Here is a 21,061-nt window from a genome sequence, read left to right as displayed (position 1 = left end):
AGGCATGCTGGGGTCCCGCCAGCGGCGCCTGGGAGTGGTTCGAAAAGAGCCTGACCTCGACACCGGACGGGACAACGCAAAAGGATTTAAGTCATGGCTGACTTTCGCAATATTCAGGCACAGCAGAGGCCGGTAGGTGGCGCTCGGGTTGGTGCCGACATCGATCAGGGCCTCCGCAGCTATATGCTGGGTGTCTACAACATGATGGCAATTGGTCTGGTTGTTACCGGCCTTGCTGCTTTGGCTGTCTCATCGCTGGCAACCACAACCGATCCGTCTGCGGCTGTGGCACAGCTCGCAAATGGTAAAATGCTCACCTCGCTTGGTGCCGCACTCTATAGTTCGCCGTTGCGCTGGGTCGTTATGCTCGCGCCGCTTGCTGCAGTCTTCTTCCTGAGCTTCCGCATTGAGCGTCTGTCGGTTTCAACCGCCAGTGCCGTTTTCTGGGGTTATGCAGCGCTCGTCGGTTTGTCGCTGTCTTCCATCTTTCTGGTTTATACCGGTCAGAGCATCGTTCGCACCTTCTTTGTAACGGCTGCTTCGTTCGGCGCGCTGTCGCTTTATGGTTACACAACCAAACGTGACCTCTCGGCAATGGGCTCGTTCCTGATGATGGGCCTGTTCGGTCTGATCATCGCTTCGGTCGTTAACATCTTCCTCGGCTCCACCGCGCTTCAGTTTGCAATCTCGGTGATTGGCGTTCTGATCTTCGCAGGTTTGACCGCTTATGACACACAGTCGATCAAGGAAATGTACTTTGAAGGTGATTCTGCGGATTCGCAGGGCCGCAAGGTCGTTATGGGCGCACTGCGTCTTTACCTCGACTTCATCAACATGTTCATGTTCCTGCTTCAGTTCATGGGCAACCGTGACTAAGAGCATGTTTCCCGAAAGCGCAAACCGGTTTTGGGGTAAAACGTGCTGAGAAAGTACTGAACGAACAATACAAAAGGGCAGCGGAAACGCTGCCCTTTTTGCTTTTCAAGCCCGAAGCTCCGAGTCATGGTAAATGTGAAAATTCAACTGAGTCCTCGCCCTGTCATGCCCCATATCCGCGATTTCCAGCCCACTGATATTGAAGCCATCACGATGATCTATACCGAGGCCGTGCTGAATGGTTCCGGTTCTTACGAGATCGAACCGCCCACTGTTGAGGAAATGACACGACGCTTCGATACATTTGTCGAACAGGGCTTTCCAATTCTTGTCGCAGAAGAGAACGAGCTGGTGCTGGGTTATGCCTATATCAGCTATTTTCGCACACGACCGGCCTATCGCTGGCTTGCAGAAGATTCGATCTATATCGCACCCGATGCGAAGGGGCAGGGGATTGGCAAGCTTCTGCTGGGGGAATTGATCAAGCGCGCAACCGCATTGGGCTTCAGGCAATTGCTGGCAGTAATCGGCGATGGTGAGCACAATATAGGCTCTGTGAAACTGCATGAGAGCCTGGGCTATATCCATAGCGGACGTATTCAGGGATCAGGCTTCAAGCATGGCCGCTGGCTTGATACTGTTCTTATGCAACTGCCGCTCAATGGTGGCTGCTCGGTTGATCCGGGACCTATGCCTCTGACTTAGTTACCAACAAGCTTCAGGCTCTTGTCGAAAACGCGAAGCACGCGTTCAAGCTCATGACCGCGTTTCATGATCAGACCGCTAGCCGAAATTACCGAATAGGCTCCCTGCTTTTGAGCCAGCTTCGGGCTTTTCTCAATACGAAACAACGGCACTTCACTGGCTCTGCGAAAAATCGAAAACACAGCCCTGTCTGCCAGATGGTCGATTGCATAATCCTTCCAGGCACCGGTTGCGACCATGCGGCCATAAATATTGAGAATCTTGCCGAGCTCATGTCTATCGAAGCTTACAGTAGCGGATATCGGACGTGGTTGACTGAATGGAACAACTTTAGGGGTCGCCGATGAATGGGAAGTGGACGGAGATGATTTCTCTTCATTCGCGGCACTTGGAATATTCATGTTCATCCTTTCGGCGGAGAATAGATCATGACGGAAACTTGTGAGCACCTATCATCATGCCTCATCGCAGTACGGTGATGCTTTTATTAAATCTTTGCAAGGTTGTATTTGCGTACTGGCGGTCTTGTTCTGATTGATCTATACAAGTTTCGCCTCCCAATTAGTTGTATATTAGCTGATCACGAAAAGAGAATGCATGTTCTCAATGGTGATTGTTGGCCACATTTTAGCCTTGTCAAATTCGCATTCCGGCCCGATTGTGAAGCAAAGATCGAGTCGTTGCCTGAGACGGTTCGGTTCGGGTTTGTCCGACCCCAAGCCCCCCGCCCAAAGGACTACCCGAACCGAACCAACCTCTGATGGTTCAATCTCTCAGCCGAATAAAAATCCAGAATTATAAAATAGCTTTAAGCACTTAAAATGTCATGCAACGGGTTCAGAGCCCCAGCTGATCTTTCTGCTTGAATATGGCGGCACCATGAATCTGGCCAAGAGCTTTCTCGTTATTGCTTTCTTGCAAAACGATTGCGCAACCACTCACATCTTTGCGAGCGAGTTCTGATGCCGGTAGTTCGATTTTGAGTGCCTTACCGTCCCACATGCCAATTGTGTTCGTGTCCGTTACCGTATTGCGATAGGTGACTGACTGCCCGGCATTTTCGCCTTTGTCGATTGGAATCGTCACGGAATCACGCAGATAAAACATCACAACATGTACAGGCTTGTCCGGCTTTTCACCGGCACCGACCTCGATGGACAGGCGTCCGTCGTCCAGCTTCGTGATAGAAACTGGCACTTTGAGCTTGTTTTCATTGAGATGCTTTTTCACGACTTCAGCATCATTGCCGTTCATTTCCGCCGCGCCATTAACAATCGCCTGTGGCGTGTAAACCATTTTTGCGTTGAACGAATTGCGATATGCATTCTGACGGTCGGTATTATCCTGAGAGGCAAGCGTATCGCGCCATCCCATATAATCCCAGTAATTGACGTGAAACGACAGCGCCAACACCTGCGGATCATCCGCGTAAGATGCCAGATTCTTGTCGGCCTGCGGACAGGATTTGCAGCCCTGGCTGGTGTAAAGCTCAAGCACGGATGTGCGCGTGCTGTTGTCCTGCGCTTTCGCGACGCCCTGAATGGACAGGCATCCTGTGAACGCCATTCCCAAAGCAGCACAAACACAGCGCAAACCGGGGGCGCATTCGCCGGAAAGCCATGAATATGTCCCGTTGAAAGGGGAGTGGAAGGTCACTTTTGGTTCATCCTGTAATAGAAGCATTTCCAGAAAAACTGCGAAGCGGTTTCACATAGGGTAATGCGTATATAATTGACGCTGACATCTATTATGTAGGAATTGCGACGATCAATAGGAATTCACGTTGCAGTGAGATTTGCAGGCAAAGTGTTTCTTTTATCGCACGGTCACAATCTTTCTAAGGAAAAGCCGCCGGATCGCTCCAGCGGCTTTTTATTTTGACAATCCTGCTGATTAGGGCGCTGATCTGATTCCATCAGATCGAAATGCGCTCTAGGCAGCGAGATCGCGCAGAACGGTCTGCAGAATGCCGCCATTCTTCATGTAATCTAGCTCGTCCAGCGTATCGATACGGCAGATGAGTGGAACCTTCTTCACGCTACCATCGGCATAAGTGATAGAAGCTTCAACCTTCTGACGTGGACGCACATCAGCCAGTCCTTCGATGGAGACGATTTCGTCACCCTTAAGACCCAGCGTCTGCCAGCTCGTTCCTTCCTCGAAGACGAAAGGCACAATGCCCATGCCGACGAGGTTGGACCGGTGAATACGCTCAAACGACTGCGCAATCACGGCCTTCACACCGAGCAGGTTGGTGCCCTTGGCAGCCCAGTCTCGCGATGAACCATTGCCATATTCGACACCGGCAAAGATCACAAGCGGAACACCTTCGGCCTTGTACTGCATGGCAGCATCATAGATCGAGGTTTCTTCCTTCGATGGATAATGGATGGTGTAGCCGCCTTCGCGACCGTTTTCGCCCAGCATGTGATTGCGAATACGGATGTTGGCAAACGTACCGCGCATCATCACTTCATGGTTGCCGCGACGGGTGCCGTACTGGTTGAAGTCGGCAATGCCGACGCCGTGGTCAAGCAGATACTTGCCAGCAGGCGATTGCGCCTTGATGGAACCGGCAGGCGAGATGTGGTCGGTCGTGATCTTGTCGCCGAAGAGACCGAGAACGCGCGCCCCCTTGACGTCTGCAATCGTACCAGCCGACTTGCCCATGCCGACGAAATAAGGCGGGTTCTGTACATAGGTCGAATTGTCGTCCCATGCATAGGTCTGGCCTGCAGGAACCTGAACGGCCTGCCAGTTTTCGTCGCCCTTGAACACATCCGCATATTTTTCAGAGAACACTTTGCGGGTCACGTTCTTGGCAATGAAATCCTGGATTTCAGCAGATGAAGGCCAGATATCGCGCAGGAACACTGGATTTCCGTCCTGATCTTCGCCAAGAGGTTCCTTGGTCAGATCCTTGGTGACCGTACCAGCAAGAGCGTGAGCAACGACGAGCGGCGGCGAAGCAAGATAGTTTGCCTGAACGTCCGGCGAAACGCGGCCTTCAAAGTTACGGTTGCCGGAAAGAACGGCAGCCGCAATCAGACCCTTTTCGTTGATCGTCTTGGAAATAGGAGCAGGCAAAGGACCGGAGTTACCGATACAGGTCGTGCAGCCGAAACCGACAAGGTTGAAACCAAGTGCATCGAGGTCTTTTTGCAGGCCAGCAGATTCAAGATAAGCGGCAACCACCTGAGAACCAGGCGCAAGCGAGGTTTTGACCCAAGGCTTGGTCTTGAGACCCTTCGCAACAGCATTGCGAGCCAGAAGACCTGCAGCAATCAGCACACTTGGGTTGGAGGTGTTGGTGCAGGAGGTGATGGCGGCAATCACCACATCGCCATGACCGAGATCATAATCCTCACCTTCAACGGCATAACGCGTGGTCTGGCCGGTGGTCTTCTTGTATTCGGTTTCAAGCGATGTTGCGAAACCTGATCCGATATTTTCAAGTGCAATGCGGCCTTCAGGACGCTTTGGACCTGCCATGGATGGAACCACGTCACCCATGTCGAGTTCAAGAATATCGGTGAACACTGGATCTTCTGATCCGGCTTCGCGCCACATGCCCTGTGCACGCGAATAGGCCTCAACAAGCGCGATACGGTCTTCTTCGCGACCTGTCGTGTTCATGTAGTTGAGGGTTTCCTTGTCGATCGGGAAGAAGCCGCAAGTCGCACCATATTCCGGGCCCATGTTTGCAATGGTTGCGCGATCAGCGAGCGTCATGTTTTCGAGGCCTTCGCCGAAGAACTCGACGAACTTGCCGACAACACCCTTCTTGCGCAGCATTTGCGTGACGGTGAGTACGAGATCGGTCGCGGTCACGCCTTCTTTGACCTTGCCGGTCAGGCGGAACCCGATAACTTCCGGCAGGAGCATGGAAACCGGCTGGCCGAGCATTGCGGCTTCCGCTTCAATGCCGCCGACACCCCAGCCAAGTACGCCAAGGCCATTGACCATGGTGGTGTGGGAATCTGTGCCGACGCAGGTGTCAGGATAGGCAAAGGTCACGCCGTCTTCTTCTTTCGTCCAGACGGCCTGTGCCAGATATTCGAGGTTCACCTGATGGCAGATGCCTGTGCCCGGAGGAACAACGCGGAAGTTCTTGAATGCCTGCTGGCCCCACTTAAGAAAGCGATAGCGTTCGCCATTGCGCTGATATTCGAGATCCACGTTGGCTTTGAATGCACTCGGATTGCCGAATTCATCGACGATGACTGAGTGGTCGATGACGAGGTCGACAGGAACGAGCGGATTAATCTTTTCAGGGTCGCCGCCAAGCGCCTTGAGGCCGTCGCGCATTGCGGCAAGATCCACAACAGCCGGAACGCCGGTGAAGTCCTGCATAAGCACGCGGGCTGGTCGATAGGCAATTTCGGCACCCGCTGAACCGCGATCTGTGAGCCATGCCGCAACGGCTTCGATATCCGACTTCTTGACGGAGCGGTCATCTTCAAAGCGCAACAGGTTCTCAAGCAGAACCTTCATGGAAAATGGAAGTTTGGAAATGCCCTTGAGACCGTTCTTTTCGGCTTCGGTCAAGCTGTAATAGACATATTCTTTACCGTTGACGGTAAGCGTTTTGCGGCTTTTGAAACTATCAATGTTAGACACTTTAGTTCGTCCTCATGCTGCTGGCCGGAAAACCAGGACGAACGCCTAAGCTTGCGTTTCAAGGACGCGCCAAGGTGCGGGTGCAGTCATTTCCGCTGTCCGCCCCGACACCTGCACTCTCACGAGCAACAGGCAATTCAGATCGGCCAAAATTTGTTTCCACACCGACCGCTGGCATGGTAGCTCTGATATAGGGAGTTTCTTAAAACGATTCCAGACAGATTATCGTGAACCGGAACCCTTGCGGCAAAATGTTGCGATATCCCGTTTGGCATAGCCAAATGTGGTAAGGAGAGAATATGCGGCTTGGGGCCGAAAATCTGGCGGGCGAGCGCGGTGGTGAAACGATCTTTGCAGGCCTTTCATTTGAACTGTCGTCCGGCGAAGCGCTGATTATAACTGGCCCGAATGGCTCCGGAAAATCCACTTTGCTGCGCATTATTTGCGGTCTTCTCACACCTGAAGCGGGAAAGATCGAGTTGTTGGAAGACGGTTCAGTCCTTCCTGTTCGTGCTGCCTGCCATTATCTTGGTCACCAGAATGCAATGAAGCCCGCTTTAAGCGTGCGCGAAAATCTCCTGTTCTGGCAGAAATTCCACGGAACTGAGCGATTTGACATCGATGAAGCTCTGGAAGCCGTCGATCTGCCGGGCGTTGAACATCTGCCTTTCGGCTATCTTTCGACGGGGCAAAAGCGTCGCGTTTCCATCGCCAAGCTGCTGATAAGCTATCGCCCATTGTGGATTGTCGATGAGCCAACCGCCGGTCTCGACAAGGCATCCGAAGCGCGCTTTGCAGAACTGATGCATGACCATATGCTTGAGGGCGGTATGGTCATTGCCGCAACGCATATTCCACTTGGTTTGACGGGTATCAAGGCGCTCGATATGGCCGCCTTCTCGCACGAGGTCGCGTGATGCTGGCTCTTTTCTTTAGAGATTTGCGGCTGAGTTTCCGTGCCGGTGGCGGCGCATTGATCGGTATACTGTTCTTTCTGGCTGTCATTTCGGTGATGCCGTTCGGCGTCGGTCCCGATCTCAATCTGCTGGCCCGCATTGGTCCTGCCATGCTGTGGATCGGTGCTTTGCTGGCAACGCTTCTCGGCCTCGACCGGCTGTTTCAGGCAGATCGCGAAGACGGCTCGCTTGATCTTCTGCTCATCGGTTCAGACCGTCATATGCTGGCTTTCACCGTTTTTGTGAAATGCGTTGCGCATTGGGTTGCAAGTGTCCTGCCGCTGGTCATTGCCTCGCCGATGCTCGGGCTTTTTATGAATATGGATACGACGGCAACCGCTGCAACTGCGCTCACACTTCTGGTCGGAACTCCTGCGATTGCTTTTATCGGCGCAGTGGGGGCGGCACTTGCTGTTGCGCTTCCACGCGGCGGCTTGCTGGTTTCGGTAATCGTACTGCCATTGACCATTCCGGTCCTGATTTTCGGTGTTTCTGCTTCTTATGGCGCGACTGATTTGGTGGCTCCGTTCTTTGCTCCGTTTCTTATCCTGTGCGCACTGACTTTGTTTTTTGCAGTTTTGGGACCGCTGGCAGCGGCAGCTTCATTGAAAAATTCGGCGGATTAAATAGGAATCCGCTCTGATAAGATGAAATTGTGCTCGGCGGATTGACGCAGTTGATTACGGTCAATTGAACGCCATAACGCGTCAGGTATAAGTATAAGTCATGACGAATGACATTGCGAAAACCACAAGCTGGCTTGATCTGGCTAACCCCACGCGGTTCATTGCTTTCACGGGCAAGGTTTTGCCGTGGCTTGGCGGCCTGTCTGCGCTGTTTCTGGCTACGGGGCTCTATATGGTTTTCCTGTCGCCGGACGATTATCAGCAAGGGCTGACGGTTCGCATCATGTATATCCATGTGCCTTTCGCATGGCTTTCGATGATGTGCTATTCAATCATGGCAATTTCGGCGCTGGGTACGCTGGTCTGGCGTCATCCGCTGGCTGACGTCTCAATCCGGGCAGCGGCTCCCTTGGGAGCAGTTTTCACCGCGCTTGCACTTGCAACAGGCTCACTCTGGGGCAAACCGATGTGGGGCACGTGGTGGGTGTGGGACGCACGATTGACGTCCGTTTTTGTGCTTTTTCTGATGTATCTTGGCATTATCGCGTTGTCGCGTGCGATGGATGATCCGGCGAAAAGCGCGAAGCCTGTGGCCGTGCTCACCCTGGTCGGCTTCATCAATATTCCGATCATTAAATTCTCGGTCGACTGGTGGAACACGTTGCACCAGCCCGCATCGGTCTTCCGCATGGATGGCCCGACGATTGACGGCTCCATGCTGCGCCCGCTTTTTGTGATGGCGATTGGTTTCACGCTGCTGTTTCTCACATTACATATGATGGCAATGCGCAATGAAATCTGGCGCCGCCGCGTGGCTTCGATGAAAAAGCTCGCAGCACGCAATGCAGATCGCAGCCGCATGAAAAGAGAGCGCATCGCAACCCAAGGGGAGGCCGCACAATGAGCCATTTCGCTTATGTGATGACGTCTTATGGGATTGCTGCAGCAGCACTTGCCATAACCATCAGCTGGATTCTCATTGATCAGCGCATCCAGAAAAATGCGTTAAAGCGGCTTGAGGCGCAGGGTGTGCGCCGTCGTTCAGACAAGGCATCCGGTTCCGCACAATGAGTGAAACGACCAAAAAGCGTTCGACATGGGTGGCGTTGCTACCGCTGATGATTTTCGTCGCGCTGGCGGCGGTTTTTGCGGTGCAACTGTTATCCGGAAAAGACAACACGACTATCCCGTCAGCACTCATCGGCAAGGACGCGCCGCAAACCAGTCTCCCATCCGTTGAAGGTTTGATGCGTGATGGCGCACCGGTTCCGGGCCTCAACAGCGAAGATTTCAAAACGGGTCCTGGGGGCAAGCTCACACTGGTCAATGTGTGGGGATCATGGTGTGTTCCGTGTCGTCAGGAGCATCCGCTTTTGATGGAAATCGCCAAGGACGAGCGCATTCGCGTGGTTGGCCTCAATTACAAGGACCAACCCGAAAACGCCCGCCGTTTCCTTGGCGATCTCGGCAATCCTTTTGCCGCCGTCGGTGCCGACCGCGCCGGACGCTCAGCCATTGAATGGGGCGTCTACGGCGTGCCGGAAACGTTCCTCGTCGATGAAACAGGCAAGATCGTCTACAAGCATGTCGGACCGTTCACGCCGGATTCGGTGAAGAATGATCTGATGCCTGCGGTGTCACGCATGTTTGGCAGTCGTTGATAAGCGGGGATCAGGCGCAGTTTGGTTTTTGATACATCAGAATTGATTCACAATCAGGACGATGATCAAACAGGTGAGTGCGCCCGCAAAGAGCGACAGAAACATTGTTATCCAGAACAGGATGAGTAGCCAGATCGCGCGCAATGGCTTTCGTGTGCGTAGGAGATAAAGCAACTGTGCAAAAGGAAGCAACAAAACGCCGACGAACAGTAGCCCGCGAGAAGGAAGTTTGTGGCCGTTGAGCAATGCATCTGAATTAAGTGCTTGAAGCGATGCTATGAGAAGTAGGATTGCGGAGGCGATGACGGTCAAATCCCGAAACGTTCCGCGCAAATCAAGTATGCCGTCGAGATAAAACGACACAGCGCCCACTATAAAAGGTATAAGAAATACTGCGCACAAAAGCGCTTTGTTGGCTTTAAAATTTTCTCGCACCACCAAATATACCCCCGTACGACCCAGTGATTCTTCAATTGAGGGTTTAGAGTGGGAGTTACTTGCAATTGCAAGAAAAAAGGCGGCTTGCACCGCCTTAAATATTAAATTCAATCAATCCGGCAGTTTTCGTACCGCACCCTTGGCAGCACTCGTTGCCATAGAGGCATAGGCTTTCAGCGCGGTTGAAACCTTGCGCTTGCGCTGTTCCAGTGGCTTCCAGCCTGTTGCATTCTGCTCGGCGCGGCGTTCTGCCAGCGTTGCATCGTCAACAGCGAGATGGATCGTACGGTTTGGAATGTCGATGTCTATGATATCGCCTTCACGCACCAGCCCGATTGTGCCACCTTCGGCTGCTTCCGGGGAAACGTGACCAATCGAAAGACCCGATGAGCCGCCCGAGAAACGACCGTCGGTGATCAGCGCGCAAGCCTTACCCAGACCCTTCGACTTGAGGTAGCTGGTTGGATAGAGCATTTCCTGCATACCCGGACCGCCACGCGGACCTTCATAGCGGATCAGCACAATGTCGCCAGCCTTGATCTTGCCATTCAGAATGCCGAGCACGGCCGTATCCTGGCTTTCGAAGATGCGGGCAGGGCCGGAGAATTTCAGGATGGAATCGTCCACGCCTGCCGTCTTCACGATGCAGCCGTCTTCAGCGAGATTGCCGTAAAGAACTGCCAGACCACCATCCTGACTAAACGCATGTTCTTTCGAGCGGATAACCCCCGTTTCACGGTTCGTATCAACGCTGTCAAAGCGGCGCTCTTGAGAGAATGCAACCTGTGTCGGTATACCACCGGGGGCAGCCGAATAGAACTTGTGCACCATTTCGCTATTGGTACGGGTAACGTCCCAATGATCGAGCGCCTTGCCCATGCTTTCGCTGTGAACTGTTGGCAGGTCAGTATTGATCAGGCCTGCCTTGTCGAGCTGACCCAGAATACCCATGATGCCGCCTGCGCGATGCACATCTTCCATGTGAACCGTGTTGTTGGCAGGCGCGACCTTGCAGAGAACCGGAACACGACGCGACAGACGGTCAATATCAGCCATGGTGAAGTCTATTTCGGCTTCCTGTGCGGCTGCAAGCAGATGCAGAACCGTATTGGTTGAGCCGCCCATGGCAATGTCGAGTGTCATGGCGTTTTCAAATGCCGGGAAGCTTGCAATCGAGCGCGGCAATACACTTTCATCGTTCTGCTCATAATAACGGCGCGCAAGATCGACAACCAGATGACCGGCTTCGACAAACAGGCGCTTGCGGTCAGCATGGGTTGCAAGCGTCGAACCGTTGCCCGGCAGCGACAGGCCAAGTGCTTCGGTGAGGCAGTTCATCGAGTTTGCGGTAAACATGCCCGAGCATGAGCCGCAGGTCGGACAGGCCGAGCGTTCAATCGCCTTGACCTGTTCGTCTGTATAATGATCGTCAGCAGCTGCAACCATTGCATCCACAAGGTCGAGCTTCTTGACTTGATCGTCCCAGACCACCTTGCCGGCTTCCATCGGGCCACCGGAAACGAAAACGACTGGAATATTGAGGCGCAGTGATGCCATCAACATGCCAGGAGTGATCTTGTCGCAGTTGGAGATGCAGACCATCGCATCGGCACAATGCGCATTGACCATGTATTCGACCGAGTCGGCAATCAATTCACGCGATGGCAATGAATAAAGCATGCCGTCATGACCCATGGCGATGCCATCATCGACAGCGATTGTGTTGAATTCTTTTGCAACACCGCCAGCGCTTTCAATTTCGCGTGCTACCAGCTGTCCAAGATCCTTGAGATGCACATGGCCCGGCACAAACTGGGTGAATGAGTTCACCACAGCAATAATCGGCTTGCCAAAATCCTCATCCTTCATGCCGGTGGCGCGCCATAGGCCGCGCGCGCCAGCCATATTGCGGCCGTGGGTGGTAGTACGCGAACGATAAGGAGGCATTTTCAAACCTTTTAGGACTATTCTAATTTACGATGTCGGTATGACAGAACCGTTCTCGGAGAGCAAAGCGCAAATTGCCCCAGCGCCAGCACCGGTTGCGCATCCTTAAAGGATGTTGCGTTCAGCGGAAAAGTCCAGGCGTGCAATAGGTATTGCAGGCACCGACGCGGCTAATCTAGCATATTATTGTTATAATGCAAAAGATTTAAAGCTTTAAACGTAAGGAAATTTCTTAAAGCGCATTTATCGTCGCAGCCAAGGCCTCATCGAGCAGAGCGTTGGCTGTCTTCATGCGTTGTTCGGCTGCCAGACGAAATTCTTCCGGTAAACGGTCCGGGTGATTGCTGGCAGCAAAACTGCGGCGCATACGTTGCAGCTCTGCGCGATTCATTTTGGAGTGTAAGCCAAGTTCCATTCGAATTTGCGCGGGAGTCTGCCTGACCATGCGCTCGGAGATTGCGCTCGTTTCGCTATCTTTGTTCGTTTCGTCTTGCCGTTCAAATTCCAGTTCGAACAAGTGTGAAGGATGGACACGACTATCTGAATTATCCGTATTCAGATTCGCTTCGAAAACAGTTGAGGCAAATTTAAACCGAACATTGTGATGATGTTGCGCACTGAAGGTTTCAGGCTCTGTTTGTCCTAACAGTTCAGCAAAATCCGGGACGCGACTATGCATCAAAAACGCTGAACGATTTCCGGCCCTAGGGCCGTGGCCAGTGCTCGTGTCAGCACATAAGGCGGCACGGGTTTATGAAAAACCGGAACTTCAGGGTAACGCTCGGAGAGATGTGCAGGTAAGCCGCCGCCAGTGTGGATCACCACAAAGACATTTCGCTTTTTAAGCCTGTCAAGAATAGGCTCAAGATCACCATCTGCCAGATTTACATCCAGGATCGCAGCGTCTACATCTTGTTTGTTGATGAGATCAATGGCTTGTTTTACTGTGCCTACAGGCCCGACAACAGTTCCGTTGGCATCTTCCACAGTGGCGGCAACATCGAGAGCGACGAAAATTTCGTCCTCCACGACCAGTACCCGCCTTTGTTCAAGATTATCCATCGTCTTTCCAATGTCGCTATCTGTTTCGTTTTCCGCAAACCTGTTTGCTTGGGTTATCGCAGAAACAATGCGCAAGGACACAGGGAGGTTCCCTGCAAATTGAGTATAATCGTTGAATGGTGAATCAAATCTTTACTGTATTCAATTCGGCGATCTGCTGCTTTTACAAATCGCCGTGTTGAACGGCTTGTGATTAAAACGCTGTGAAGGTCAGCGTGGTCAACGAACGAACAATGTTGGGTATGTCCAATACATTTTCATTGATGAATTTGCCGATATCATCGCCTTCCTTGACGTAAATCTTGGCAAGAAGATCGTATTCACCGCTGGTAGAATAGAGTTCTGATACGATTTCGCGCTGATACAGTGTATCCGCAACGTCATAGGTTTTTCCAGGCGCGCATTGCAGTTGCAGGAAAACGGGTTTCATATTTCTTCCTTTCGCCAACGGCCTGCGACTATCGACCAGCACTGTCGGCTCGTTATCTCACTGGTTTCAAGCATGGCCATATAGCTTAAATCAAGTGTGTTTGACAGTTTTCAGGTTGCGCACTGATTTACCGAATTGTGTTTTTAGTCGATGAGAGGGATAAGCTTTTATGGATGTCTAAATAAGAAAATATTTTATGCTCTATGTACTGCCAGCCATTCTTATCGTTTTTTCATTGGCCTTTGTCATTGTCTGGGCCATTGATAGAAGACGTTCTTATCTTTTGTGGTGCGCTGTCTGCTTTTTCTTTATCGGCCTAGCCATGCTCTCACAGTTGGTCGATATTCCGACTGATGACGCCTCCAACACCATGTTTACAGTGACGATCTATGTTTTGGGAACCTTGGCAGGCGGTCACGGTATTCTTCAAAGGTCTGGCCTTCGTATTCCATCATGGTTTTGTATCGTCAGTCTTGTTTCCATTCTGGGCGGTATTGTCTATTTTCTATATGTTTCACCAAGCTTGATTGGTCGCGTTTATGTCGTGAATTTCGGTCTCGCTCTTATGATTCTGGCGATCGTGTGGTTTCTTCGGCAATTGGTGCAGGGTACGATTGCCGATAAAATCATGCTCGGCATGCTTCTTCTTGTATCTTTACAGTTTTTCCCTCGAACAGTGCTGACGGCACATTCCGTATCGGGAGAAACAGCGATTGATTTTGCTTTCACCCCATTTTGGCAGTGGACTGTTTTTTCAACGGCTGTTGCATCGGTAATCGCAGGGCTAGTGCTGTTTGCTGCCGTTGGCGCAGACCGGGTGATGGAACTTGCGCATGAACGTGACAGTGATCCGTTGACCGGCCTCCTTAATCGACGGGGACTTGAAGAGCGTATGCAGGTGGCAGATCGCAGCAATCTATCCGGGTGGATCGTTGCCTGCGATATTGATCACTTCAAAAATATCAATGACCTCTATGGCCATGCCGCGGGGGATGCTGTCCTAAAAGAGTTTGCTGAGATTCTTCAGTCCTATTCCGGTGATCGTAATTTGACGGCACGCATTGGGGGAGAGGAGTTTATCCTCTATCTTGATGATATGCCTTCAGATGAAGCTTACGCTCTGATCGAGACAATTCGGGAAAGGGTGAAAGATCATAAATTCTCCCGCTTGTCCGCAGATGAGCAGGTTACTTGCAGCTTTGGTGCGGCCAAGCTCGAAAGCCACGGCAATTTCTGGCAAGTAGTTGAGCGGGCCGACAAGATTTTATACGCTGCGAAAGAAGCGGGGCGTAACAGGACATTCTTTGGAATCTGATGCTTTGGGGGGCGAGAAGACGCGTGACGAGGGAACTCATTCTTGTGGGAAACACGATCAATAACATTGCTCTGAAGGGCGACGAGCTGCCACAAAAGATGTGTTACTAAAGCTCTGAATTAAAATCTTTCCCAGTGAGTTTCTTAAAATCCAATGCAGTTTTTATGTCGCCTGATGTCCGTATCTCACCTTGTACGCTTTTTGCCGTTTGCGATTGTTTCGGTGCTGATAGCTCTCAATGCGCCAGCTATGGCAATGACACCGCTTGAAAAGGCACAGCTGGAAAAGCTGGACCCTGCAACGCGGCTGGAGCAGCGCTGTGATGTCGAGGCGATGGAGCAGATCAGCCGTGATGTGCGGAAGTTATCGGTCGATAAGGTGCTGGCTTATGCCTTTTCGGATCCTCTGACAGGCAAAAACAGTATCAAGGCTGACGGTGCAGCATTCCGCAGCGGTGAGCATTGGTACAAGCTTGCGTTTGACTGCAAGACCGATGATGACCACATGAGCGTCACTTCATTTGATTATGAAATAGGGGAGGAAGTGCCACAGGATCAGTGGGACAGGCACTACCTCGTTCCCTGATCAGTATTTACTGCTCACTTTCATCCGAACGGCAGGCTGCGAGCAGGGTGACTTCCTTTGCCGAATCATCAGCCTCCAAGTGTGTCAGAACAGCCTTGCCGTCTTTTTCCGCCCAGCGATAGCTGTCCTGCTCGTCCATAGCGACGTATTTTTTCAATGCATCATGCCATTGTAGCACAACCATTTTGCCTTCAGCATCAAGCACTGCGAAGGCTGGCTCTTCTCCGGCATGAATATAAGTCACAGGAACAACCACGCCGCGTTCGCAGATATAGTCCTGTCTAAACACGGAATCTCTGCTGATGGCTTGCGCTAGAACGGGACTGCTCATCATCAGAGCCACAGAAAGTGCAATGACCATATTCTGACTTTTGCGAAGCATGATGATCTCTCCAATCATTTCAGTCGCGATCAAATAGCACTTTAGAGCGCATCCCGAAAAGTGTTAAACACCCTCAATGTCGCGATTATGTCTTTTCGGCGAGCAAACTCTTTTAATGAGTAAGTGTGCAAGTGGACGGAACTAAATAAATTAGAATTTTCCTCCATTCTGATGGAACCAAAATCAACGCCGCCCGTTTTCAACCTGCTGGTCGTTAGATCGGCCGGGATCCGGAGAAAATTTGCCCCCGCAATCCAGTCCGGATCCCACCTTTTTGATAATTTATTGGGTTTTTAATTGTGTTGATCACTAGGATATAAATATATAAATTTTATTTACTAATGAGTGCATTATGGCGTTAAATCTAGTTATATTATTTGTTATTTTCGGATTCCTGTTGTGGAATTTTAGATTTCGAAAATCGGGTTTTGTATTTATTGTATTTGGGACAATTCTGTATGTTTCAATTGCTTCAAATTTTTTGCCGGGTTATCTGCTGTATCGTTTCCAGGCGCCATACTCTTCAACAATGCAATCTCCGATCAAAGACAATACCGCATTTTTGATTTTTGGTATGGGAACGCAAACAGTTGACCAGATTGATCAAAAGACTGTTGAGCCGCTTTTGTTTTCATATGGGCCGATTCTGGCAGCAGTCCGCGCAAACCATCAGTGTGTTCAAGCTGCTTTGAAGTGTACGTTCATAGCGAGCGGGGCTGATGTTGCGGGAACGGGCGCATCGGAAGCTGCTATTATAGCGAGAGAACTCGAGAAGGCCGGTGTTAACCCAAGCGATATCGTTATAGATGAGAAAAGCCGCAATACTTGGCAGAATGCAAAAAATACAGCTGCTATACTGAAAGATATCAAACCGTCTCAAACTGTCTTGCTTCAAGGTGCGCCAATTATAAAACGCGACTTGCTCTATCTTGCTCATTTCGGCGTCTATCCCGAGCCCGTGGCCGCTGCGTATCTGACAACCACGCATACGAACATGATTTCTTCAGCGTTATCATTCCTTGCAGTTGATATCGTATTGCACGAAGAAATTGGCATATGGCGTTATGCTTTTTACAATTTTATGGGATGGAATGAGCCTAAGCAGATAGCAAATTAGCAGAAGATTCCGCTCGTTTTCATTCGGCCCCTCTGTTGCATAGGATTATCATTGAGTTGCGTAATGCTTTCCTTTTGAGGATGCCTAACGTGCCGTTTGCAGAAAATATTCTCCAAAATATGCCTTTAGAAGGTAAAATTTTCGAAGACATTTTAAATAACGACCAGCTTGTGGCATCCTGTGAACCATGACCTCTGATATTCTTTGAGGAATTAACGCGGAGAGGTGGACCTGAACATGTCGAAGAAAAGATCGAAATTTTCATTCGCGCTTGCAGCTTTTGTTGCGACTGCAGCGCTTGCCGGTACCATTCAGACTAGCCATGCCGATCAGACATTGCTCAACGTATCTTATGATCCGACTCGGGAGCTTTATAAGGATTATAACGCGGCCTTTGCCAAGCATTGGAAAGATGAAACCGGCGAGACGGTTACCATCAGGGCCTCACATGGCGGATCGGGCAAGCAGGCCCGTTCAGTGATTGACGGTGTAAAGGCGGACGTTGTCACGCTCGCGCTCGAAAGCGATATTGATGCTATCGTTGAACATTCCGGCAAGATTGATAAGGACTGGCGCAAGCGCCTTCCTGATAATTCATCACCTTACACTTCCACGATTGTTTTTCTTGTTCGCAAGGGCAATCCAAAAGGCCTTAAAGATTGGGGCGATCTGGTAAAGGATGGCGTCGAGGTTATCACACCAAATCCGAAAACCTCGGGCGGTGCACGCTGGAATTATCTGGCTGCATGGGCATGGGCGCACAAAGAATATGGCGGCGATGAAGCCAAGATAAAGGAATATATCGGCGAACTGTTCCGCCATGTGCCGGTTCTGGATACGGGTGCACGTGGATCGACCACAACCTTTGTACAGCGTCAGCTTGGTGATGTGCTTCTGGCTTGGGAAAACGAGGCCTATCTTTCCATCGCTGAATTTGGTGATGACGCATTTGACATTGTCGTGCCTCCGCAATCCATCCTGGCCGAGCCACCAGTGGCGCTTGTTGACAAGAATGCTGACGATAATGGAACGCGAAAGGTTGCAGAGGCCTACCTCGAATATCTCTATTCGCCGGAAGGTCAGGCGCTGGCGTCCAAGCATTTTTACCGCCCGTCCAAGCCGGAGGTCGTTCCTGCTGACCAGAAGCGTGAATTCCCGCAGTTGCAGCTTGTGACAATTGATGATCCAATCTTTGGCGGATGGGCCAAGGCGCAGCCTTATCATTTTGGCGACGGCGGAACATTCGATCAGATCTATAAGCCAGCAAAATAGGCAAGGTCGGTACGACCAATAAAAGGGAACATAATAATGTCTTCTCACCCTGCACCGGTCAGAGCAGGGTGGCATTTCAGAAAACCGAGCGTCATTCCGGGCTTTGGACTGACACTCGGTTTTAGTGTCGCCTATTTGACTCTGCTTATCCTTATTCCGCTGGCAGCGCTTGTTTTGCGTTCGACCGATGTTGGTTTTACGGGCTTCTGGAGGCTGGTGACCGATGCGCGCACGCTCGCAGCACTGGAAACGAGCTTTGGTACTGCTTTTATCGCAGCGCTGGTCAATGTGGTTTTTGGTGTCATTCTTGCTTGGGTTCTGGTGCGCTATCGCTTTCCCGGACGCCGGTTCATCGATGCCATTGTCGATATTCCCTTTGCACTCCCCACAGCCGTAGCCGGTATTGCACTGGCTTCTATCTATGCGCCCAATGGCTGGATTGGCAGTCTTCTTGCGCCGTTTAATATAAAGATTGCCTTTTCGCGCGCTGGCATCGTTGTGGCGCTGATCTTTATTGGTCTGCCATTTGTAGTGCGCACTGTACAGCCGATCATGGAAGAAATCAGCCGGGAGGTCGAAGAAGCAGCGGCAACTCTTGGTGCATCGCGTTTTCAGACCATCTGGCGCGTGCTTCTACCGAGCCTTCAGCCGGCTATCCTCACAGGTTTCGCGCTGGCCTTCGCTCGCGGGGTCGGGGAATATGGCTCCGTCATTTTCATTGCGGGGAACACGCCCTATGTCTCGGAAATTGCTCCGCTGCTGATCGTGATCAGGCTGGAGGAATATGATTATGCGGGCGCAACGGCGCTCGCTACCGTCATGCTGGCGCTGTCATTTGCCATGTTGCTGTTCATCAATCTGATCCAGTCGTGGACGAGAAAGAGGTATGGCTATGGCGTATAATTCTTCCACACGCAGCGCCGTTACTGAAAGTTTGCCGACACGCATCGTTCTCATCGGCATAGCCCTCCTGTTTCTTGCGCTGTTTCTGATCCTTCCCGTTGTTGCGGTCTTTGTGGAAGCTTTCAGAAAAGGCGCCGGCGAATATCTGGCAGCACTGGTCGAGCCGGATGCAATTGCGGCCATCAAACTCACACTTCTGGTGGCGGTTATATCCGTTCCGGTCAATCTGATTTTTGGTGTGGTCGCAGCCTGGGCAATCGCCAAATTCGAGTTCAAAGGCAAGGCGCTTCTGACCACGCTAATTGATCTGCCATTTTCAATCTCGCCGGTTATTTCCGGTCTTGTATTTGTGCTGCTTTTCGCAAGCCATGGCTTGATCGGTCCCTGGCTTGAAAGCCACAATATACAAATCCTTTTTGCTGTTCCCGGGATTGTTCTGGCAACCTTGTTTGTGACATTCCCTTTCGTGGCGCGGGAGCTCATTCCGCTGATGCAGGAGCAGGGAAGTGGTGATGAAGAAGCAGCGATTTCGCTGGGCGCGAATGGCTGGCAGACTTTTCGCTACGTCACACTGCCCAATATCAAATGGGGGCTGCTTTACGGTGTTCTGCTTTGTAACGCACGTGCAATGGGCGAATTCGGAGCTGTTTCCGTGGTGTCGGGGCATATTCGCGGTCTGACCAACACAATGCCGCTGCATGTCGAAATCCTCTATAATGAGTATAATTTCGTTGCGGCTTTTGCTGTCGCCTCACTTTTGGCGCTGCTTGCTCTGGTAACTCTGGCGATCAAGGCGCTCCTTGAGCTGCGCTATGGTGATGAACTGGCTGGCAGCAAAGGGCATTAGTATTTACATTGGTGCGCATCCCGAAAGTGTGAGACGGTTTTTGGAAAAAGATGCGCGATAAACAAAAGATTAGAGCGCCGGTCTGATCCAGTCTGATCGAAATGTGCTTTAAAGAGCAGAGAATAAGCTGCCCGGATTTGTAAAGCAGTGGCGGTAGGGGAAAGGATTAAGAATGGAAGTTCGTGTCGCCGGTGTGCGTAAAGAATTCGCTCGCTTTCCGGCATTGCATAATGTGTCGCTGGACATTCGTTCAGGGGAATTGATTGCTTTGCTCGGGCCGTCCGGTTCAGGCAAAACAACATTGCTGCGCCTGATAGCCGGTCTGGAAAAGCCGACGGAAGGGGCCGTTTACTTTGGTGATGAAGATGCTTCGCACAAAAGCGTGCAGGAGCGTAATGTCGGTTTCGTCTTTCAGCATTATGCGTTGTTCCGCCATATGACTGTTGCCGATAATATCGGTTTCGGCCTTAAGGTTCGTCCAAGTCGTACGCGGCCGGAAAGCGCAGAAATCCGCCGTCGCGCGCTTGAATTGCTTGATCTGGTGCAATTGAAGGGGCTTGAAGGTCGCTATCCGTCGCAGCTTTCGGGTGGGCAGCGCCAACGCGTCGCTCTTGCCCGTGCTATGGCGATTGAGCCAAAAGTGCTGCTTCTTGATGAGCCTTTTGGTGCACTTGATGCGCAGGTGCGCAAGGAATTGCGTCGATGGTTGCGCGAAATTCACGACAAGACCGGCCATACGACCGTTTTTGTGACGCATGATCAGGACGAGGCTCTTGAACTCGCAGACCGGGTTGTTGTGATGAGTCAGGGGCGTATCGAGCAGATCGGCACGCCGGATGAAGTCTATGATAATCCCAACTCCGCCTTCGTCTATGGCTTCATTGGTGAATCGAGCACGCTGCCGGTGCGGGTTGAGAATGGCGAGGTTTGGCTTGCGGATCGCAATATCGGTCTCAGTGTGGAAAACAAGGTTGACGGCGAAGCGCAGCTTTTCTTCCGCCCGCACGAAGTTGAACTGCTGGACGGTTGCGGTGGTTGTATCGCAGGCACCGTCATTGCGAGCCGCAGGTCTGGCGGTAAACGGCGCGTCGAACTGGAAATCGGCGGGTCACGTGAGCGCGTCGAGATTGAAATCCCTGCCGAGCATCCGGCTGCGGAAAAAAGCCGCATTGCCTTCCGTCCGCGCTATTGGAAGGTTTTTGACCGCGAAGATGCCGAATATGCCTCGCAGGTGCTGGATAAGGCCTCATAAATCTGCTGCACAGCGGATTTACTCTCTTAAAACAGCATCCGCATCCTGCCCCGGCTGCGGATGTTTT

General features: G+C 51.5%; 23 protein-coding genes. 14 read left to right on the top strand and 9 right to left on the bottom strand.

Annotated features, from left to right (window positions below; all coding sequences use genetic code 11):
- Nucleotides 1-93 precede the first annotated feature (93 nt).
- Together H5024_RS00720 and H5024_RS00715 are read left to right on the top strand one after the other, a co-directional pair.
- On the top strand, nt 94-876 hold the full coding sequence (locus tag H5024_RS00720) for a Bax inhibitor-1/YccA family protein (protein WP_187543531.1): 783 nt from the start codon (nt 94-96) through the stop codon (nt 874-876).
- Nucleotides 877-1,041: 165 nt separating this feature from the next.
- Complete coding sequence (locus tag H5024_RS00715; RefSeq protein WP_187546475.1) at nt 1,042-1,581, top strand: GNAT family N-acetyltransferase; 540 nt, start codon at nt 1,042-1,044, stop codon at nt 1,579-1,581.
- On the opposite strand, the gene H5024_RS00710 is transcribed toward H5024_RS00715, so the two are convergent.
- The 3 genes from H5024_RS00710 to acnA form a co-directional block, all read right to left on the bottom strand.
- Nucleotides 1,578-1,982, bottom strand: a complete 405-nt coding sequence (locus H5024_RS00710; RefSeq protein ID WP_187543530.1) for a DUF2794 domain-containing protein — start codon at nt 1,980-1,982, stop codon at nt 1,578-1,580. The genes H5024_RS00715 and H5024_RS00710 overlap by 4 nt on opposite strands.
- 436 nt (nt 1,983-2,418) lie before the next feature.
- Complete coding sequence (locus H5024_RS00705) at nt 2,419-3,153, bottom strand: thioredoxin family protein (RefSeq protein ID WP_187546473.1); 735 nt, start codon at nt 3,151-3,153, stop codon at nt 2,419-2,421.
- Nucleotides 3,154-3,513: 360 nt separating this feature from the next.
- On the bottom strand, nt 3,514-6,201 hold the full coding sequence (acnA, locus tag H5024_RS00700) for an aconitate hydratase AcnA (protein WP_187543529.1): 2,688 nt from the start codon (nt 6,199-6,201) through the stop codon (nt 3,514-3,516).
- Nucleotides 6,202-6,500: 299 nt separating this feature from the next.
- Between acnA and ccmA the strand changes: the two genes are divergently transcribed.
- The 5 genes from ccmA (at nt 6,501) to H5024_RS00675 (ending at nt 9,444) form a co-directional block, all read left to right on the top strand.
- Entirely contained in the window at nt 6,501-7,118 is a 618-nt protein-coding gene (gene ccmA / locus H5024_RS00695; protein WP_187543528.1) for a heme ABC exporter ATP-binding protein CcmA, read from the top strand.
- A complete protein-coding gene (gene ccmB / locus H5024_RS00690; RefSeq protein WP_187543527.1) occupies nt 7,118-7,783 on the top strand; it encodes a heme exporter protein CcmB in 666 nt (221 codons plus the stop codon). The genes ccmA and ccmB overlap by 1 nt, the downstream gene beginning before the upstream one ends.
- Nucleotides 7,784-7,883: 100 nt before the next feature.
- Complete coding sequence (locus H5024_RS00685) at nt 7,884-8,687, top strand: heme ABC transporter permease (RefSeq protein WP_187543526.1); 804 nt, start codon at nt 7,884-7,886, stop codon at nt 8,685-8,687.
- Entirely contained in the window at nt 8,684-8,854 is a 171-nt protein-coding gene (gene ccmD, locus H5024_RS00680) for a heme exporter protein CcmD (protein WP_187543524.1), read from the top strand. Before H5024_RS00685 ends, ccmD begins: the two co-directional genes overlap by 4 nt.
- Entirely contained in the window at nt 8,851-9,444 is a 594-nt protein-coding gene (locus tag H5024_RS00675) for a DsbE family thiol:disulfide interchange protein (RefSeq protein ID WP_187543522.1), read from the top strand. Before ccmD ends, H5024_RS00675 begins: the two co-directional genes overlap by 4 nt.
- 36 nt (nt 9,445-9,480) lie before the next feature.
- Here the strand turns inward: H5024_RS00675 and H5024_RS00670 are convergent, their stop codons facing one another.
- The 5 genes from H5024_RS00670 to H5024_RS00650 all read right to left on the bottom strand — a co-directional run bounded on the left by H5024_RS00670 (nt 9,481) and on the right by H5024_RS00650 (nt 13,321).
- Nucleotides 9,481-9,993, bottom strand: a complete 513-nt coding sequence (locus tag H5024_RS00670; protein ID WP_187543521.1) for a hypothetical protein — start codon at nt 9,991-9,993, stop codon at nt 9,481-9,483.
- Nucleotides 9,994-11,829: a dihydroxy-acid dehydratase gene (ilvD, locus tag H5024_RS00665; protein ID WP_187543520.1), complete on the bottom strand. Its 1,836-nt coding sequence runs from the start codon at nt 11,827-11,829 to the stop codon at nt 9,994-9,996.
- A gap of 232 nt (nt 11,830-12,061) precedes the next feature.
- Nucleotides 12,062-12,508, bottom strand: coding sequence for a hypothetical protein (locus tag H5024_RS00660; RefSeq protein ID WP_187546471.1), 447 nt, complete (start codon nt 12,506-12,508; stop codon nt 12,062-12,064).
- Nucleotides 12,508-12,891, bottom strand: a complete 384-nt coding sequence (locus H5024_RS00655; protein ID WP_187543519.1) for a response regulator — start codon at nt 12,889-12,891, stop codon at nt 12,508-12,510. The genes H5024_RS00660 and H5024_RS00655 overlap by 1 nt, the downstream gene beginning before the upstream one ends.
- Nucleotides 12,892-13,084: 193 nt before the next feature.
- Nucleotides 13,085-13,321: an Lrp/AsnC ligand binding domain-containing protein gene (locus H5024_RS00650; RefSeq protein ID WP_187543518.1), complete on the bottom strand. Its 237-nt coding sequence runs from the start codon at nt 13,319-13,321 to the stop codon at nt 13,085-13,087.
- A 196-nt stretch (nt 13,322-13,517) separates the two neighbouring features.
- Between H5024_RS00650 and H5024_RS00645 the strand changes: the two genes are divergently transcribed.
- Both H5024_RS00645 and H5024_RS00640 read left to right on the top strand, forming a co-directional pair.
- Nucleotides 13,518-14,636 carry a GGDEF domain-containing protein gene (locus H5024_RS00645; RefSeq protein WP_187543517.1) on the top strand — a complete coding sequence of 373 codons (1,119 nt, stop codon included), beginning with the start codon at nt 13,518-13,520 and terminating at the stop codon, nt 14,634-14,636.
- A 174-nt stretch (nt 14,637-14,810) separates the two neighbouring features.
- Complete coding sequence (locus H5024_RS00640; protein ID WP_247875194.1) at nt 14,811-15,221, top strand: DUF930 domain-containing protein; 411 nt, start codon at nt 14,811-14,813, stop codon at nt 15,219-15,221.
- Nucleotides 15,222-15,228: 7 nt separating this feature from the next.
- Here H5024_RS00640 and H5024_RS00635 read toward each other — a convergent pair whose 3' ends face one another.
- Nucleotides 15,229-15,603 (bottom strand): lysozyme inhibitor, encoded by a 375-nt coding sequence (locus H5024_RS00635; protein WP_187543515.1) that lies wholly within the window; start codon nt 15,601-15,603, stop codon nt 15,229-15,231.
- A gap of 352 nt (nt 15,604-15,955) precedes the next feature.
- Between H5024_RS00635 and H5024_RS00630 the strand changes: the two genes are divergently transcribed.
- The 5 genes from H5024_RS00630 to H5024_RS00610 all read left to right on the top strand — a co-directional run bounded on the left by H5024_RS00630 (nt 15,956) and on the right by H5024_RS00610 (nt 20,994).
- Nucleotides 15,956-16,720, top strand: a complete 765-nt coding sequence (locus H5024_RS00630) for a YdcF family protein (protein ID WP_187543514.1) — start codon at nt 15,956-15,958, stop codon at nt 16,718-16,720.
- Between the two features lie 237 nt (nt 16,721-16,957).
- On the top strand, nt 16,958-17,992 hold the full coding sequence (locus H5024_RS00625; RefSeq protein ID WP_187543513.1) for a sulfate ABC transporter substrate-binding protein: 1,035 nt from the start codon (nt 16,958-16,960) through the stop codon (nt 17,990-17,992).
- 36 nt (nt 17,993-18,028) lie between these two features.
- Nucleotides 18,029-18,895 (top strand): sulfate ABC transporter permease subunit CysT, encoded by an 867-nt coding sequence (gene cysT / locus H5024_RS00620; protein ID WP_187543512.1) that lies wholly within the window; start codon nt 18,029-18,031, stop codon nt 18,893-18,895.
- Entirely contained in the window at nt 18,879-19,742 is an 864-nt protein-coding gene (cysW, locus tag H5024_RS00615) for a sulfate ABC transporter permease subunit CysW (protein WP_187543511.1), read from the top strand. Before cysT ends, cysW begins: the two co-directional genes overlap by 17 nt.
- Nucleotides 19,743-19,914: 172 nt before the next feature.
- Nucleotides 19,915-20,994, top strand: coding sequence for a sulfate/molybdate ABC transporter ATP-binding protein (locus tag H5024_RS00610; protein WP_187543510.1), 1,080 nt, complete (start codon nt 19,915-19,917; stop codon nt 20,992-20,994).
- Nucleotides 20,995-21,061 lie beyond the last annotated feature (67 nt).

Source organism: Ochrobactrum sp. Marseille-Q0166 (assembly GCF_014397025.1).
Taxonomy (GTDB): domain Bacteria; phylum Pseudomonadota; class Alphaproteobacteria; order Rhizobiales; family Rhizobiaceae; genus Brucella.
This window is presented reverse-complemented; position numbering and strand designations above follow the sequence as displayed.